This window comes from Pseudomonas sp. D8002 (assembly GCF_013385695.1).
GTDB lineage: Bacteria > Pseudomonadota > Gammaproteobacteria > Pseudomonadales > Pseudomonadaceae > Aquipseudomonas.
This window is the reverse complement of the sequence record NZ_JACAPM010000026.1, coordinates 63,276-78,612: the sequence shown is the minus strand read 5'-3', so window position 1 is coordinate 78,612 and position 15,337 is coordinate 63,276. Positions and strand designations below refer to the sequence as shown.

Genomic DNA, 15,337 nt, shown 5'->3' with positions numbered 1-15,337 from the left:
CTCTGTCTGGCGGTTGGCCGACGGCATTGCAGCCTCGGCACTGAAAAGCCGTTATCATAGCGGCCTGTTTGCCTACCTTGCCATGGACACCATGACCGAGAACGACTATCTGATCGCTTGGGGCCTCTACGCCTTCGCAGCCCTGGGTTGCCTGTTGGTGTGGTTTGCCATGACCCGCTGGATGTGGCGCTGGCTGCGCGAGCCACTGCGGTTGCTGGTGGCGGTGCTGCTGTTCAGCCCGACCATCGTCGACCCGGTGAAGACCCAGTTCGCCCCGGCCGTGGCCATCACCGCCCTGGACCTGGTGCTCAAGGTCGGCAACAACGCCTGGCGGGCGATCTCCGATCTGTTCATGTATTGCATGATCGCGTTCGGCGTGTACCTGGTGTTCGTGCTGATCCGCTGGCCCATCGAGCGTGCCGCCAGGGTTCGTCGTGAGCAGAAGGCCGCCGCTGCGGCAGCCGCTGCTGCCGAGCCGGAGGATGACGACGAACCCTTCGCCGATGAGCGTTACGGTCGCCCGGCACCTGTCAGCGGTATGCGGGTCGAACCGCGCCTTTAACGTTGTACGCCCTGTATCGAGAAGCCTGGCATGTGTGAATTATTGGGCATGAGTGCCAACGTACCGACCGATATCGTCTTCAGCTTCACCGGGCTGATGCAGCGCGGCGGACGTACCGGGCCCCACCGCGACGGTTGGGGCATCGCCTTCTACGAGGGCCGTGGCCTGCGGTTGTTCCAGGACCCGGCGGCCAGCAGCGAATCGGAAGTCGCGCTGCTGGTGCAGCGTTATCCCATCAAGAGTGAAGTGGTGATTGGCCATATCCGCCAGGCCAATGTGGGCAAGGTGTGCCTGTCCAATACCCATCCGTTCGTCCGTGAACTGTGGGGCCGCAACTGGTGCTTTGCCCATAACGGTCAACTGGCGGACTTCAACCCCCGCGCCACGTTCTACCGCCCGGTGGGCGATACCGACAGCGAAGCGGCGTTCTGCGATTTGCTCAACCGAGTCCGTGAAGCGTTCCCGGAACCGGTGGACATCGAACAGGTGCTGCCGGACCTGATCGCCGCCTGCAGCGAATACCGCAGCAAGGGCGTGTTCAACTGCCTGCTCAGCGACGGTGACTGGCTGTTCTGCTATTGCTCGACCAAACTGGCACAGATCACCCGGCGTGCGCCATTTGGCCCTGCACGGTTGAAAGATGTCGACGTGATCGTCGATTTTCAGGCCGAAACCACCCCCAATGACGTGGTGACGGTAATTGCCACCGAACCCCTGACCGAAAACGAGACCTGGACCCGCTACGAACCGGGCCAGTGGAGCCTGTGGCGGCGCGGCGAATGTGTCAGCCAAGGTAAAACGGAATAAGGACGTCGAATATGTTGCTCAGCTATTTGCGACTGGTGTTGTTTGCCGTGGGGCTGTTGGTCGGTGTGCAGGTGCCGGGGTTTATCAGCGACTACGCCAAGCGCGTCGAAGCCCACTTGATCGAAGCCCAGACCGGCTTGCGCGGCTTCGATGCCACGGCGCAACAGTTCTTCAACGGTGACTTGCAGGCGCTGGTGGCCCATTACCGTGCCAGTGACGACCCGGTGTTTCGCAGCGATGCCAACAGCCTGGGCACCTTGCTCGACCGCCAGGCAGCGCTGGATAAGCAGTTCCAGGCGATGCAGGGCCCGTGGTACATCCGCGCGCTGCAAGTGGCGGTGGCCGCCGACCCGGCGATTCGCCAGGAAACCTGGAACGGCTACAGCTACATGCTGTTGCTGACCCCGGAAGCCATGGGCTGGGGCCTGGGCGGGGCGATGTTGTTGTCGTTCGGCATCGAGTGCCTGTTCCGCCTGATCGACTGGGTGGTGTTGGGCGGCAAGCGCCTGCGCCAGAGCCGACCGATTGAAGAGCGGGACCTCAAGGGGCTTTAAAGGCTGACGCGGTCAAATTGTGGGAGCGGGCTTGCTCGCGAATGCGGTGCGTCAGTGACATATGGGGTGGCTGGCACACCGCATTCGCGCGCAAGCCCGCTCCCACAGTTTTAAATCGGTTCCTTCAGTGGCATGGGTTTGCTCAACACCATCAAGTCCTCGCCCACCTTCTGCGCATACTGCTGCACCACGCTCTGGCACAGCGCCACAATCTCCTCCACCAACTCCACGCCCACTCGCCACGACACCACCACCTGCAGGTTCGGCGGCCGTTGTTCCATGGGCAGCATGGTCAATTCACCTCGTGCCAGCTCTTCACTGACCAATACGGGCGGGAACGCACCAATCCCGAACCCGTCCCGCAGCAGGCGGGTGATCGCTGACACCGAGTTCACACAGTTCATCCGTGGGGCGGATACGCCGTTAGCCTGCATCAGGCTGAGCACGTCCTGGTGCGGACAGGAGTTTTTCGAGTAGGTGATGATGCGCTCCTGGGCCAGTTCGGCGAGGGACGCGTAGTCGCGGTTGTAGATCGAGTGGCTGGCGACGATCCAGCCCATGGGGTGGCTGGCCAGTTCCAGGCTGCGCAAGGTTTCCTGGCGCAGCAGGTCGGTTTGCAGGATCAGGTCGAGAAAGCCTTTTTGCAACTGATCGCTGAGGTTCAGCGCGGTATCGGCGACCAACTCGATTTCTACCCGCGGAAAGTTGTCCGTCAGTTCTGCCACCAGCGCGCTCAGCCAAGTGTGGATCACCGTGTCCATCACTCCGATGCGGATACGCCCGACCTTGCTGCTGGTGGTTTCCAGGGACTGCTTGAGCCCTTGCATGGTCGCCATCATCTGCTCGGCATAATCGAGCACCTTCAAGCCTTCCGGCGTCAGGCTCACACCTCGGGAATCGCGCAGGAACAGCTTCACCCCCAACTCGCTTTCCAGCACGGCGATGCGGCTGGAGATCGAGGCCTGGGTGGTGAACAGCTTCTCTGCCGTGAGGCGAAAGCTCTTGAGCTTGGCCACCCAGACGAAGGTTTCGAGGAACTTCAAATTCATGGGATCAACTTTTCTTATGCATGGATTGTTTTTTATTAGTTGGACGCAGCGTGCCGCAACCGCCAAAAATCGAGCTGTCTCACGATAAGCGTCGTTGGGGCTCGGGACAACATCGTTGCGAGATCTTGGTAAAAGATCCCACACTACAAAAAAATAAAGCCTACAGGAGCCCTACCGTGAGCCGCCTGCTATTGAACTGCGACATCGGCGAAAGCTTTGGCAACTGGACCTTGGGTCTGGACGCCGAAGTCATGCCGTTCATTGATTGCGCCAACGTAGCCTGCGGTTTCCACGCCGGCGACCCGAGCATCATGCGCAAGACCGTCAGCCTGGCCTTCGAGCATGGCGTGCAGGTGGGCGCGCACCCGGCGTACCAGGACCTGCAGGGTTTCGGCCGCCGCTCCATGGCCTACACCCCGCAGGAAATCCAGGACCTGTTGCACTACCAGGTCGGCGCCCTCGACGGTATTTGCCGGGCCCAGGGCGGGCGGGTCAGCTACGTCAAACCCCATGGCGCGATGTACAACGACATGATGGCCAAGCCTGCGCAATTGCGAGCGGTGATCCAGGCCGTCGCGGCCTACGACGCCAGCCTGCCATTGATGCTGATGGCCACCCGTGACAACAGCGCCGCCCAGGCCTTGGGTGACGAATATGGCGTGACCCTGTGGTTCGAAGCCTTTGCCGACCGTGCCTACGACAGCGCCGGCCATCTGGTCTCCCGCCAGTTGCCGGGCGCGGTGCATCATGACCCGGAAAAGATCATCCAGCAGGCCTTGATCATCGCCCGGGGAGAACAGTTGGTCGCCAGTGATGGCAGTCCGTTGCACCTGCAAGCCAATACCTTGTGCGTGCATGGCGATAACGCCAGCTCAGTGGCTGCCGTGCAGCGCATCCGCGAGGCGTTGACCCCAGCATGAAGCCACGGATTGAAGTGGTGGCCATCGACTGCCTGATGGTGCGCCTGTTTGAGGTGATCGCCGAAGACAACATGCCCTGGATGCTCGCCGCCACCCGCCGTTTGCGCGAAGGTTTTGGCCCGGCGCTGGTGGACCTGGTGCCGTCCTACACGACCCTGATGGTGCACTACGACCTGCTGGCGCTGGACCCTGGCCAGGCACGGGCGTTGATCGACCAGGCGCTCAAGGAATTGCAGCCCGAACCCAAGGGCAGCGGGCGATGCCATGTGTTGCCGGTCTGGTATGACCTGAGTGTCGGCCCGGAGTTGGCGTTGCTGGCGCAGCGCAGTGGCCTGGCAGTGGAGGAGGTGATTCGCCGTCACAGCCAGCATGAGTACCAGGTATTCGCCTTGGGCTTCGCCCCGGGGTTTGCCTTTATGGGGCTGGTGGATGAACAGCTCGCGACACCGCGGCTCAACACCCCGCGCAAGCGGGTGGCGGCGGGCAGCGTGGGCATCGCCGAGCGGCAGACGGCGGCTTATCCGGTGGTCTCGCCAGGTGGCTGGAACCTGATCGGCCGCACACCGGCCAAGTTGTTTGACCGCGAACGCGACGGCTACAGTCTGATGCAGCCGGGGGACACCGTGCGTTACGAAGCGGTCAGCCATCGCGAATTCATCAACCTGGGTGGCGATGACACACCGTTGGAGGCCCAGGCATGAGCCGCTTGTTGATCGAGGCCAGCACCCCGCTCTGCTTGTTGCAGGACGCTGGACGTTTTGGCGTAAGGCACTTGGGCGTGACCCAGGGCGGCGCGCTGGATTGGGTGTCGATGTCGTGGGCCAATTGGTTGCTGGGCAATGCCCTGGATGCGCCGGTGGTGGAAATCACCTTGGGTGGCTTCACCGTGCAGGCCGAGGACTATTGCCTGCTGGCGCTGGCCGGAGCGGACTTGGGCGCGTATGTCGACGAGCGCGCGATCAGCCCGGGGCGCAGCTTTATTCTGCAAAAGGGCCAGCGCTTGCGTTTTACCCAGCCTTTCAGCGGTGCGCGGGCTTACCTGGCAGCGCCGGGCGGGTTTGATGCGCCGCAGGTGCTGGGCAGCTGCGCCACGGTGGGACGTGAAGAACTGGGCGGGCTGGATGGCTTTGGCCGGTCACTGGCCGAAGGTGCGCAACTGACCTATTCGGGCGTGGGCGGTGCGATGCAGGTGTTGTCCGCCGGGCAATTGCCGAAGCTGGATTCCAAGGCGCCACTGGAGGTGATCCTCGGGGCGCAGATCGGTCAGTTTGGCGGGCAGAGTCTGTTTGATGTGTTCAACAGCGAGTGGACCCTCGACAGCCGTGCCGACCGCATGGGCATGCGCTTGCTGGGTACGCCGCTGGAATATCAGGGGCCGTCGCTGATCTCGGAAGGCATCCCGCTGGGGGCGATCCAGGTGCCGCCGGACGGGCAGCCGATTGTGTTGCTCAATGACCGGCAGACCATTGGCGGCTACCCACGATTGGGCGCGTTGACGCCATTGGCGTTGGCGCGGCTGGCGCAGTGCTTGCCGGGGGAGAAGGTGAGGTTGGCGCCGGTGGTGCAGGAAACGGCGCATCGGCAGCAAGTGGAGTATTTGCAGTACCTTGCCAGAAACTAAAGATCGCCGCAGGACAAAATGTGGGAGCGGGCTTGCTCGCGAAGGCGGTGTATCAGCCAATATATTCGGTGACTGACACTGCGCTTTCGCGAGCAAGCCCGCTCCCACATTTGATCGTGGTTGTCTGGGAAACAACTTACTTCGACAAAAAGCGCATCCCTTCCTCAAGCCCGCGCAACGTCAACGGAAACATCTGGTCTTCGATCAAATCCCGGACAATCCCGGTGGACGCCGTATAGCCCCAGGTATCTTTCGGGTACGGATTAATCCAGATCAGCTTCTTGTACTTCTCCATGAACCGCTGCATCCACACATACCCGGGCTCTTCATTCCAGTGTTCGACGCTGCCGCCGGCCTGGGTGATTTCATACGGCGCCATGGCCGCATCGCCGATAAAGATCACTTTGTAGTCGGCACCGTACTTGTGCAGCAAATCCTGGGTCGAGGTGCGTTCCGAGCCCCGGCGCATGTTGTTCTTCCACACCGATTCATAAATGAAATTGTGGAAGTAGAAATACTCCAGGTGCTTGAACTCGGTCTTGCACGCCGAGAACAACTCTTCGCAAGTCTTCACATGGGCATCCATCGAGCCGCCGATGTCGAACAGCAGCAACAGCTTGATGGTGTTGCGCCGCTCCGGGCGCATCTGGATATTCAGCAGCCCGGCATCGCGGGCCGTATGGTCGATGGTGCCGTCAATGTCGAGCTCTTCCGCCGCACCCTGGCGTGCGAACTTGCGCAGGCGGCGCAGGGCGATCTTGATGTTGCGCGTGCCCAGTTCCACCGAATCATCGAGGTTCTTGTACTCGCGCTGGTCCCAGACCTTGACCGCCTTGCCCTGGCGCTTGCCGGCATCCCCCACGCGAATGCCTTCGGGGTTGAAGCCGCCGGAGCCGAAGGGGCTGGTACCGCCGGTGCCGATCCACTTGTTGCCGCCGGCGTGGCGTTCTTTCTGTTCTTCGAGACGTTTCTTGAATTCTTCGATGAGCTTGTCGAGGCCGCCGAGGGACTGGATCTGTGCGCGCTCTTCGTCGGTCAGCGAGCGTTCGAATTCCTTGCGCAGCCAGTCTTCGGGGATCAGCGCCTGCAGGTGATCATCGAGTTTTTCCAGGCCATTGAAGTAGGCGCCGAAGGCCCGGTCGAACTTGTCGAAATGCCGTTCGTCCTTCACCAGGATCGCCCGGGCCAGGTAGTAGAACTCGTCCATGTCGGCGAAGGTCACGCGCTGTTTCAGCGCGTTGATCAGGTCCAGCAGCTCACGCACCGACACCGGCACCTTGGCTGCACGCATTTCATTGAACAGGTTGAGCAGCATGGCAATCGCCCTTATCGGTTACCGCGACGGCTCATGAACGCCAGGCGTTCCAGCAACTGCACGTCCTGCTCGTTCTTCACCAGGGCACCGGCCAGGGGCGGGATGGCCTTGGTGGGGTCGCGCTCGCGCAGTACCGCTTCGCCGATGTTGTCGGCCATCAGCAGTTTCAGCCAGTCCACCAGTTCGGAGGTGGACGGTTTTTTCTTCAGGCCCGGTACTTTTCGCACGTCAAAGAATACGTCGAGGGCTTCGCTGACCAGGTCTTTCTTGATGTCCGGGTAGTGCACGTCGACGATCTTTTGCAGGGTGGTGCGGTCCGGGAAGGCGATGTAGTGGAAGAAGCAGCGGCGCAGGAACGCGTCCGGCAGCTCTTTTTCGTTGTTGGAGGTAATGATGATGATCGGGCGCTTCTTGGCCTTGATGGTCTCGTCGATTTCGTAGACGTAGAACTCCATCTTGTCGAGTTCTTGCAGCAGGTCGTTGGGGAACTCGATGTCGGCCTTGTCGATTTCGTCGATCAGCAGGATGACCCGCTCCTCGGACTCGAAGGCTTCCCAGAGCTTGCCCTTTTTCAGGTAGTTGCGTACGTCGTGCACCTTGTCCACGCCCAGCTGCGAGTCCCGCAGGCGGCTCACCGCGTCGTACTCGTACAGGCCCTGGTGCGCCTTGGTGGTGGACTTGATGTGCCAGGTGATCAGCTTGGCGCCAAAGGATTCGGCCAGTTGCTCGGCGAGCATGGTCTTGCCGGTGCCCGGTTCGCCCTTGACCAGCAGTGGCCGCTCCAAGGTGATGGCGGCGTTGACGGCCAGTTTCAGGTCATCGGTGGCAACGTAGGCCTGGGTGCCTTCGAACTTCATCTATCAATCCTCGAACGTGACGCCGAACGGTGCAGGACCGAAGCGGGCGAGTAATCAGCTTGGCCCGACTATACCGCGCAGCCCCGGCGACTGTGAACGCAGACGGGCTATTCAGTCTCTGAATGGGCAGTCACGTTGAAGATCAATCTGTCGAGGGCTTGGGTTGTTCATAGCGGGCGTTGAAGGCCTGGACAAAACCATTGCGCAAAATCTGCAAAAACGCCTGGAACGCGCTGATATCTTGCTGGTGCACGTTGCCGCTGAGCTCCACGCGGGTGGCGAACTGGTTTTTCTGCTGGTTCTTCAGCACGGTTTCGCTGACGCCAACCACCGCCTCCCAGATCGACCGAAAGATGCCCTTGTCCTTGTTCTCGACATCCTGCTGCCAGTTGAACACTTCGACATTGCGCAGCAAAGGCTTGATGTAGCCGGTCAACTGGCCTTTTTCGGCCTGGGCTTCCACCACCAGGTCGCCGGTGCCGGCATTGAAGTCGAACTTGCCGTAGGCCGAGGCGAAGTCATTCATGCGCTTGAGTTCGATATCCCGGGCCCGGAAGCGGAATTCGAAGTTTTCGAAATTGCTCAAGGGGTCGAACGTGGCGGTGGCTTCCAGCGGTGCCTGGCCCAGAAACAGCGCCTTGCCGTCGAAGCGCGCGTCGCGCTGGCCTTTGACATCCACCACGTTGGTCAGGTTGTAGAAGCTGGCGTTGACCTGGGTCGCGTACATATTGACCGGCGGTTTCGAACTGAAGTTATGGAACGCGATCTTGCCGTCGTTGATGCGCACCTCATTGAGGGTGATCGGCAACAGTTTGCTCAGTTGTGCCCGCCAGTCGGTGCCCTGACCGGTCTGGGACGCCTGTTTGTTGGTGCCGCCGTCGACGAAGTTCAGCTCCGGCTTGATGAACTGTGCCTCGGCCACCACTGCGTGGTCGTACCACAGCGAATGCCAGCTGACCGACAGGTCGATCACCGGCGCCTTGACGAACGGTACCGGCACCTTGCCGTCGACCTTGACGATCTGCAAGCCGTTGATCCGATAGGCGCCGCGCCACAGTGCGAGGTCGACATCGGTGACCTGGCCGCGGTAATCGCCCATGTCGGCGAGTTTGTCATTCAGGTAATTGCGCACCAGATAGGGCAGGGCGATATCCAGGACGACCAGCAGTACCACGACCCCGACGAGGGTCCAGAGCGGCCAACTGTAGCGACGTTTCATAGGAAAATTCTCCATCCGTGTAGGCGATTGACTGCTGGCGCCGCCGGACGTTCGCTTGACTGGACGCCTTGCAGCACGAGGCATACCCTTGGGGCCTTCCTGAAATTGCCTTAAGGACCCGTCATGAGCCGCATTTTTGCAGACAACGCGCACTCCATCGGTAACACGCCCCTGGTTCAGATCAACCGTATCGCGCCGCGTGGCGTGACTATCCTGGCCAAGATCGAAGGGCGTAACCCGGGGTATTCGGTGAAGTGCCGGATTGGCGCAAACATGATCTGGGATGCCGAAGGCAGCGGCAAACTCAAGCCGGGCATGACCATTGTCGAGCCGACTTCCGGCAACACCGGGATCGGCCTGGCATTTGTTGCCGCCGCCCGTGGTTACAAGCTGTTGCTGACCATGCCCGCCTCCATGAGCATCGAGCGCCGCAAGGTGCTCAAGGCCCTCGGCGCCGAACTGGTGTTGACCGAGCCGGCCAAGGGCATGAAGGGCGCGATTGAAAAAGCCGGCGAAATCCTTGCCAGCGACCCGGCCAAGTACTTTATGCCGGCCCAGTTCGAAAACCCGGCCAACCCGGCGATCCACGAGAAAACCACCGGTCCGGAAATCTGGAATGACACTGATGGCGCGGTGGACGTGCTGGTAGCGGGCGTGGGCACTGGCGGCACCATCACCGGGGTGTCGCGCTATATCAAGAACATCCAGGGCAAGCCGATCCTGTCGGTGGCGGTGGAGCCGATCAGTTCGCCGGTGATTACCCAGGCACTGGCCGGTGAAGAGATCAAGCCCAGCCCCCACAAGATCCAGGGTATCGGCGCCGGTTTTGTGCCGAAGAACCTCGACCTGTCGATGGTCGACCGGGTCGAACTGGTCAGCGACGAAGAATCCAAGGCCATGGCGTTGCGCCTGATGCAGGAGGAGGGGATTCTGTGTGGTATCTCCTGCGGCGCGGCGATGGCCGTGGCGGTGCGACTGGCAGAGAAGCCGGAAATGCAGGGCAAGACCATCGTCGTGGTGCTGCCGGACTCCGGTGAACGCTATCTGTCGAGCATGCTGTTCGCCGATTTGTTCACCGATCAGGAAAACCAGGCTTGATTCAAATCAGCGCGATGGCGTGGCCCTTATGCATAATTGGCCCGTTATCGCGCACCGCTAGATGCTGATTGTTGGAGTGCGCGGGTTTTTCCCGAGGCCCGGAGTGTTTATCATGGCCGGCTGCTACGTCTGGTTTCCCCTTAACGGGAGGCTAATGGCCAGACGCCTATTTCCAGGAGTTGCTGCATGACCTTTTCTTTGGCCGCCAAACTGTCGGTGTTGCTGCTGTTTATCGGCAGCACGCTGTATGTGCATTTGCGTGGCAAGGCCCGTTTGCCGATGTTGCGTCAGTTCGTCAACCATTCAGCGCTGTTCGCCCCGTACAACGCCTTGATGTACATCTTCTCCGCCGTGCCGTCCAAGCCGTACCTGGACCGCAGCAAGTTCCCGGAGCTGGACGTGCTCAAGGACAACTGGGAAGTGATTCGCGAAGAGGCCATGCACCTGTTCGACGAGGGCTACATCCGCGCCGCGGAGAAGAACAACGACGCCGGTTTCGGCTCGTTCTTCAAGAAGGGCTGGAAGCGTTTCTACCTCAAGTGGTACGACAAACCGTTGCCGTCGGCTGAACTGCTGTGCCCGAAAACCGTGGCCCTGGTCAGCAGCATTCCCAACGTCAAGGGCGCGATGTTCGCCCTGTTGCCAGGTGGCAGCCACCTCAACCCGCATCGCGACCCGTTTGCCGGTTCCCTGCGTTATCACCTGGGGCTGTCCACGCCGAACTCCGACGACTGCCGTATTTTCGTCGACGGCCAGGTGTACGCCTGGCGCGACGGTGAAGACGTAATGTTCGACGAGACCTACGTGCACTGGGTGAAGAACGAAACCGAGCACACCCGGGTGATCCTGTTCTGCGACATCGAACGCCCGCTGAGCAACCGCCTGATGACCCGCATCAACCGTTGGGTCAGCGCGCAACTGGGGCGCGCCACCGCGCCGCAGAACCTGGATGACGAACGCGTTGGCGGGATCAACCAGGCGTATGCCTGGAGCAAGCGCTTCAGCGACAGCTTCAGTGGCGTGGTCAAGCAGTGGAAGCGCAAGCATCCGAAGGCTTATCGCATCCTGCGGCCAGTGCTGGCGGTGGTGGTGCTGACGGCGCTGGGGTATTGGTTGTTTGGTTAAGGCTTTTGCTGGCACGAAAAAACCGCTCCGATGAGCGGTTTTTTTATGCGCCGGATTTGTGCGGGCGAAGTTATTGCAAAGCATGTCCCCAGCTGGTTATAGTCGGCCGCAGGTGTTTCCAGACACCTTGTTCATCCCTTCATAAAAGATCAGCACATGCCAGCTTCCCTGCGCATAGCGGTAGTCGATTCAGCGGTCAACGCTGCGGTCGTGCCGTGCGGGAGCCAGCAGCCTGCGCAGATCAGTCACTACCCCCCACCTGTCAGTAGCACGCCGGTGTACGCAGTCGTATCACCGCCGGGTGTTGGCATTTCGGGCTGATCAGCTGATGGCTGTTCCCCTGTGCCCGCTTGAAAAAACCTACTGAATTTCAGCTGTTGCTGAGTTGGCTTTTTGCCTGATCACAGGTGGTATCCATGTCTGTTCTTTCGAAACAATCCGTGGCCGCGGCGGCCTCGACGAGCCTGTTTGTCTTGCTGTGGAGCAGCGGGGCGATTTTCTCCAAATGGGGCCTGGCCCACGCTTCACCCTTTGCGTTTCTGCTGATCCGTTTCGCCATCGCCCTGGCGGGGTTGGTGATACTGGTACCGATCCTCAAGCTGAAGTTGCCGCGTCCCGGCAAGCCGATGCTTTACGCGGCGGCTACCGGGCTGGTGCTGTTGGGGGCCTACCAGATTTTCTATCTGCTGGCCCTGGACCTCAAAGTCACGCCCGGCATGATGGCAACCATCATGGGCGTGCAGCCGATCCTGACCGTGGTGTTGATGGAGCGCCGGCGCTCCTGGAGCCGGATGTTCGGCCTCGCGCTGGGATTGGCGGGGTTGATCATGGTTGTGTACCAGGGCATCGGGATGTCCGGCATGTCCTTGGCAGGCATGCTTTTTGGCCTGTTGGCCCTGGCCAGCATGACCTTTGGTTCGATCATGCAGAAGCGCATCACCGATAACCCGTTGGGCACGTTGCCTGTGCAATACCTGGCCGGCTTGCTGTTGTGCTCGGTGTTTGTGCCGTTCCAGCCGTTCCACTTTGAACACAACACCGGCTTTTTCGTGCCGGTGCTGTGGATGGGGCTGGTGGTGTCGTTGCTGGCGACGCTGTTGCTGTACCGGCTGATTGCCCGGGGCAACCTGGTGAATGTCACCAGCTTGTTCTATCTGGTGCCCGCGGTGACGGCGGTGATGGACTACCTGATCTTCGGCAACAAGCTGGCAATGTTGAGCTTGCTGGGGATGGGCTTGATCATCGTCGGATTGGCTTTCGTGTTCCGTAAGGGCTGATAAACCCAATGCTGTAGGAGCCAAAAAGCTCCTACAGCTTGCTGGCCAATTTCCCCGGCCGAAGCACCAGCCACAACGCCCCCGCAATCAACAACCCGCCATACAGATGCGCCATGGACAACGGCTCATCCAGCAGCAACGCGCCCCACAACACCCCGAATGGCGGAATCATGAAGGTCACGGTCATCGACTTCACCGGGCCGATGGACGTCAGCAAGCGGAAGTACAGGATGTAGGCAAACGCTGTGCATACCAGCCCCAACCCCAGCAGCGACAACCATACAGGCCAGCCACCCCAGCTGACCGGTGGATGGCTGATGGCACTCCAGGCAAACAGCGGCAGCAGGAACAGCGTGGCCCCGAGCATGCTGCCCAGGGCCGCCAGGCGACTGTCCAGCCCGCCCTGTTGATCGAGCCAGCGGCGTGCCAAAAAGCCGGCAAAGCCATAGCAGGTGGTCGCCAACAGGCATGCCAGCGCACCCTTCAGCAGTTCCATGTCGAAGGCCACCGGCCCGGCGCGGGTCAGGATGCCAACGCCGAACAGGCCCAGGCATACCCCGGCGATTTTCGACGGCGTGAGGCGCTCACTGAAGAACAACCCGCCAATCAGCACGCCCATCAGTGGCGTCGTGGCATTGAAGATCGCCGAGTAACCGGCCGGCAGCACTTGGGCCGCCACTGAATACATGGTCGCGGGAATGCCCGAGTTGATCACCCCGAGCAACAGGACCGTCTTGAACTTGCCCTGGAAATCCCAACTCACCCGCATCATGGCGAGGATCACCAGCAGGCCGGTGGCAGCAATCGACACCCGGAAAAACGCGGTAGGAAGGGTGCCGATTTCCGGCGCGATAATTCGCATGAACAAAAAACTCGCGCCCCAGATAGCGGCCAGCACCAACAGGTGCAGGGTGTCGACAGGTCTCACGGAGGAACTCCAGTTTGATAAGGGCGGAAGTGTTGCCCACCGACCTGTCTGACACAATCGCTAATACATGTTTTACAGCACGAAACGCGTCACCAAGCCATTGAGGTCCACCGCCAGCCGCGACAGTTCCTGGCTGGCCGCCGAGGTCTGGGTGGCACCGGCGGCGGTTTGCGTCGACAGGTCCCGGATGTTCACCAGGCTGCGGTCCACCTCACGAGCCACCAACGCTTGCTGCTCGGCGGCGCTGGCGATCACCAGGTTGCGCTGGCTGATCTGCGAGATCGCCGCCGTGATTTTCTCCAGTGCACTGCCGGCGCTGTTGGCCCGCTGCAAGGTCTGGCCAGCGTGTTCGGCGCTGCTGTTCAGGGCGCCGACGGTGTCCTGGGTGCCTTGCTGGATACCGTTGATCATCTGCTCGATTTCTTCGGTGGAGTCCTGGGTGCGTTGTGCCAGGGAGCGCACTTCGTCAGCCACCACGGCAAAACCACGACCGGCCTCGCCCGCGCGGGCCGCCTCAATCGCCGCGTTGAGTGCCAGCAGGTTGGTCTGCCCGGCAATCCCGCGAATCACTTCAAGCACCTTGCTGATGTCCTGGGCCTGCGCCGCCAGGCCCTCGGCCTTGGTCGAGGCACCGAGGACTTCGTCCACCAGGTTCTGGATCGAGCTGATGGTTTCGCTGATCTGGTAGTGACCGTGCTTGCTGTCTTCGTCGGAGGCCTTGGAGGCTTCGGCGCTGGAAACCGCATTGCCCGCCACTTCATCGACTGCCGCGCTCATCTGCGTCACGGCGGTGGCAGCCTGTTCGATCTCGTCGTTCTGCGCTTGCAGGCCGCGGGTGCTCTGCTCCATTACCGAACTCATCTCTTCCGCCGCCGAGGCCAACTGCTGCGACGATTCGCTGATGCCACGGATGGTTTCCTGCAGGTTGGCCTGCATGGTGGCCAGCGCGGTGAGCAGTTGCGCCGGCTCATCCTTGCCCTCCACGACGATCGGCCGGCTCAGATCGCCGGAGGCGATGGTGCGGGCCACTGTCAGTGCCTGGCCAATGGGCGCGGTGATGCTGCGGGTCAGCAGCCAGGCCAGCAACAAGGTGGCCAGCAGGGCGGTGATGATGATCAGGCCTACGATCCATTGGGCGCTGTAGTACATCTGCGCCGCCGACTCTGCGGCTTCCTGGACGCCTTTCTGGTTGAAGGTGATCAGGTCTTCCAGGCTCTTGTTGAGCACCAGGCCCTGGGGCGCGAGGCGGCTGTTGAGCAGGTCCATGGCCTGCTGCTGTTGATCCTGGTCCACCAGCTGAATCATCTGGCCCATGATGCTCATGTACGTCGATACGGTACTTTTCAGCTGGTTGAGCATCTCGGCGTCCTGCTCGTTGACCACCAGTGTTTCGTATTGCTTGAAGCTTTCCTGCAGGTCTGCCTGTTCCTTGCTGATCAGGCTCTTGCTGTTGTCGCGCACCCTGGATTCGTCGGTGGTCAACAGGCGCAGTGCTTCCAGGCGGATGCTGGCGATAAAGGCCGCGCTGTCGTGGACCGTCTCGATGCTCGGCATCCAGGAATCCTCAATCACGGTGGCGCTTTCCCGCAGCTTGGCCATTTGCCCCAAGCCAAACAGACCCACCACTACCAGCAAGCCGGCCAGTACCGCAAAACTCAGACTGGCGCGCAGGCCGATCCCCATATTCCTCAATGACATCTCAATGCTCCTTTGGCGGTTAGAACCTGATCCCGGATCGGTCTTCTGACCTTGTTAGGTGGGAGAGGGCGCGCTATATAGCAAAGTGCCACTAGCTAGGGTAGTCAGGGTTTCCCTTACGTTGGATCCAATGGTCGAGAAGCCACCAGTACCGGAGCAGTAGAGCAAAGACTCTTATTTACCCCGGCTCTCACAGGCAGGCCACGTCACACAAGGCCTGTAGATGAAACGTTTAATGCGGGGAGGGTGACGCGCGGGTTTTTTGTTGACCAGTTAGTCGAATTAAATAAAGAGTAAATAAATGTAC

General features: G+C 60.8%; 15 protein-coding genes. 9 read left to right on the top strand and 6 right to left on the bottom strand.

The window, feature by feature from the left end:
• Window positions 1–13 precede the first annotated feature (13 nt).
• From HX807_RS15420 to HX807_RS15410, 3 genes are read left to right on the top strand one after another with little or no spacing between them, the layout of a single operon-like run.
• Window positions 14–562 carry a hypothetical protein gene (locus tag HX807_RS15420; protein ID WP_003210682.1) on the top strand — a complete coding sequence of 183 codons (549 nt, stop codon included), beginning with the start codon at window positions 14–16 and terminating at the stop codon, window positions 560–562.
• A gap of 30 nt (window positions 563–592) precedes the next feature.
• On the top strand, window positions 593–1,369 hold the full coding sequence (locus HX807_RS15415) for a class II glutamine amidotransferase (protein WP_003210683.1): 777 nt from the start codon (window positions 593–595) through the stop codon (window positions 1,367–1,369).
• 11 nt (window positions 1,370–1,380) lie between these two features.
• Window positions 1,381–1,923, top strand: a complete 543-nt coding sequence (locus HX807_RS15410; RefSeq protein WP_177040339.1) for a DUF2937 family protein — start codon at window positions 1,381–1,383, stop codon at window positions 1,921–1,923.
• Window positions 1,924–2,033: 110 nt separating this feature from the next.
• Here the strand turns inward: HX807_RS15410 and HX807_RS15405 are convergent, their stop codons facing one another.
• Window positions 2,034–2,972, bottom strand: coding sequence for a LysR family transcriptional regulator (locus HX807_RS15405; RefSeq protein WP_008437943.1), 939 nt, complete (start codon window positions 2,970–2,972; stop codon window positions 2,034–2,036).
• A 176-nt stretch (window positions 2,973–3,148) separates the two neighbouring features.
• On the opposite strand from HX807_RS15405, the gene HX807_RS15400 reads away from it, so the two are divergent.
• The 3 genes from HX807_RS15400 to HX807_RS15390 are packed head-to-tail and all read left to right on the top strand — an operon-like array spanning window position 3,149 to window position 5,513.
• Entirely contained in the window at window positions 3,149–3,892 is a 744-nt protein-coding gene (locus HX807_RS15400; RefSeq protein ID WP_087692567.1) for a 5-oxoprolinase subunit PxpA, read from the top strand.
• The gene (gene pxpB / locus HX807_RS15395; protein ID WP_003210687.1) at window positions 3,889–4,593 is read left to right on the top strand and encodes a 5-oxoprolinase subunit PxpB; all 705 of its coding nucleotides are present in this window, start codon (window positions 3,889–3,891) and stop codon (window positions 4,591–4,593) included. Before HX807_RS15400 ends, pxpB begins: the two co-directional genes overlap by 4 nt.
• Entirely contained in the window at window positions 4,590–5,513 is a 924-nt protein-coding gene (locus tag HX807_RS15390) for a biotin-dependent carboxyltransferase family protein (protein ID WP_008437952.1), read from the top strand. Before pxpB ends, HX807_RS15390 begins: the two co-directional genes overlap by 4 nt.
• A 136-nt stretch (window positions 5,514–5,649) precedes the next feature.
• Here the strand turns inward: HX807_RS15390 and HX807_RS15385 are convergent, their stop codons facing one another.
• The 3 genes from HX807_RS15385 to HX807_RS15375 form a co-directional block, all read right to left on the bottom strand.
• Entirely contained in the window at window positions 5,650–6,828 is a 1,179-nt protein-coding gene (locus tag HX807_RS15385; RefSeq protein WP_003210689.1) for a VWA domain-containing protein, read from the bottom strand.
• Window positions 6,829–6,839: 11 nt separating this feature from the next.
• Window positions 6,840–7,685, bottom strand: a complete 846-nt coding sequence (locus tag HX807_RS15380) for a MoxR family ATPase (protein ID WP_003210690.1) — start codon at window positions 7,683–7,685, stop codon at window positions 6,840–6,842.
• A gap of 142 nt (window positions 7,686–7,827) precedes the next feature.
• Window positions 7,828–8,904, bottom strand: coding sequence for a DUF748 domain-containing protein (locus HX807_RS15375; RefSeq protein WP_134325912.1), 1,077 nt, complete (start codon window positions 8,902–8,904; stop codon window positions 7,828–7,830).
• Between the two features lie 123 nt (window positions 8,905–9,027).
• Between HX807_RS15375 and cysK the strand changes: the two genes are divergently transcribed.
• From cysK to HX807_RS15360, 3 genes are all read left to right on the top strand, one after another.
• Complete coding sequence (gene cysK, locus HX807_RS15370; RefSeq protein ID WP_010176514.1) at window positions 9,028–10,002, top strand: cysteine synthase A; 975 nt, start codon at window positions 9,028–9,030, stop codon at window positions 10,000–10,002.
• A 186-nt stretch (window positions 10,003–10,188) separates the two neighbouring features.
• Complete coding sequence (locus HX807_RS15365) at window positions 10,189–11,127, top strand: aspartyl/asparaginyl beta-hydroxylase domain-containing protein (protein WP_003210693.1); 939 nt, start codon at window positions 10,189–10,191, stop codon at window positions 11,125–11,127.
• A 416-nt stretch (window positions 11,128–11,543) separates the two neighbouring features.
• A complete protein-coding gene (locus HX807_RS15360) occupies window positions 11,544–12,404 on the top strand; it encodes a DMT family transporter (RefSeq protein WP_023659095.1) in 861 nt (286 codons plus the stop codon).
• A 31-nt stretch (window positions 12,405–12,435) separates the two neighbouring features.
• Here the strand turns inward: HX807_RS15360 and HX807_RS15355 are convergent, their stop codons facing one another.
• On the bottom strand, window positions 12,436–13,332 hold the full coding sequence (locus HX807_RS15355; RefSeq protein WP_177050398.1) for a DMT family transporter: 897 nt from the start codon (window positions 13,330–13,332) through the stop codon (window positions 12,436–12,438).
• A gap of 72 nt (window positions 13,333–13,404) precedes the next feature.
• Window positions 13,405–15,015, bottom strand: a complete 1,611-nt coding sequence (locus HX807_RS15350; protein ID WP_003210696.1) for a methyl-accepting chemotaxis protein — start codon at window positions 15,013–15,015, stop codon at window positions 13,405–13,407.
• Window positions 15,016–15,337 lie beyond the last annotated feature (322 nt).

Bases quoted from the DNA above. Each gene is read 5' to 3' on its own strand.
- HX807_RS15415 (WP_003210683.1), top strand. From the start codon at position 593: ATGTGTGAATTATTGGGCATGAGTGCCAACGTACCGACCGATATCGTC.
- HX807_RS15410 (WP_177040339.1), top strand. From the start codon at position 1,381: ATGTTGCTCAGCTATTTGCGACTGGTGTTGTTTGCCGTGGGGCTGTTG.
- HX807_RS15405 (WP_008437943.1), bottom strand. From the start codon at position 2,972: ATGAATTTGAAGTTCCTCGAAACCTTCGTCTGGGTGGCCAAGCTCAAG.
- pxpB (WP_003210687.1), top strand. From the start codon at position 3,889: ATGAAGCCACGGATTGAAGTGGTGGCCATCGACTGCCTGATGGTGCGC.
- HX807_RS15390 (WP_008437952.1), top strand. From the start codon at position 4,590: ATGAGCCGCTTGTTGATCGAGGCCAGCACCCCGCTCTGCTTGTTGCAG.
- HX807_RS15385 (WP_003210689.1), bottom strand. From the start codon at position 6,828: ATGCTGCTCAACCTGTTCAATGAAATGCGTGCAGCCAAGGTGCCGGTG.
- HX807_RS15380 (WP_003210690.1), bottom strand. From the start codon at position 7,685: ATGAAGTTCGAAGGCACCCAGGCCTACGTTGCCACCGATGACCTGAAA.
- HX807_RS15375 (WP_134325912.1), bottom strand. From the start codon at position 8,904: ATGAAACGTCGCTACAGTTGGCCGCTCTGGACCCTCGTCGGGGTCGTG.
- cysK (WP_010176514.1), top strand. From the start codon at position 9,028: ATGAGCCGCATTTTTGCAGACAACGCGCACTCCATCGGTAACACGCCC.
- HX807_RS15365 (WP_003210693.1), top strand. From the start codon at position 10,189: ATGACCTTTTCTTTGGCCGCCAAACTGTCGGTGTTGCTGCTGTTTATC.
- HX807_RS15360 (WP_023659095.1), top strand. From the start codon at position 11,544: ATGTCTGTTCTTTCGAAACAATCCGTGGCCGCGGCGGCCTCGACGAGC.
- HX807_RS15350 (WP_003210696.1), bottom strand. From the start codon at position 15,015: ATGGGGATCGGCCTGCGCGCCAGTCTGAGTTTTGCGGTACTGGCCGGC.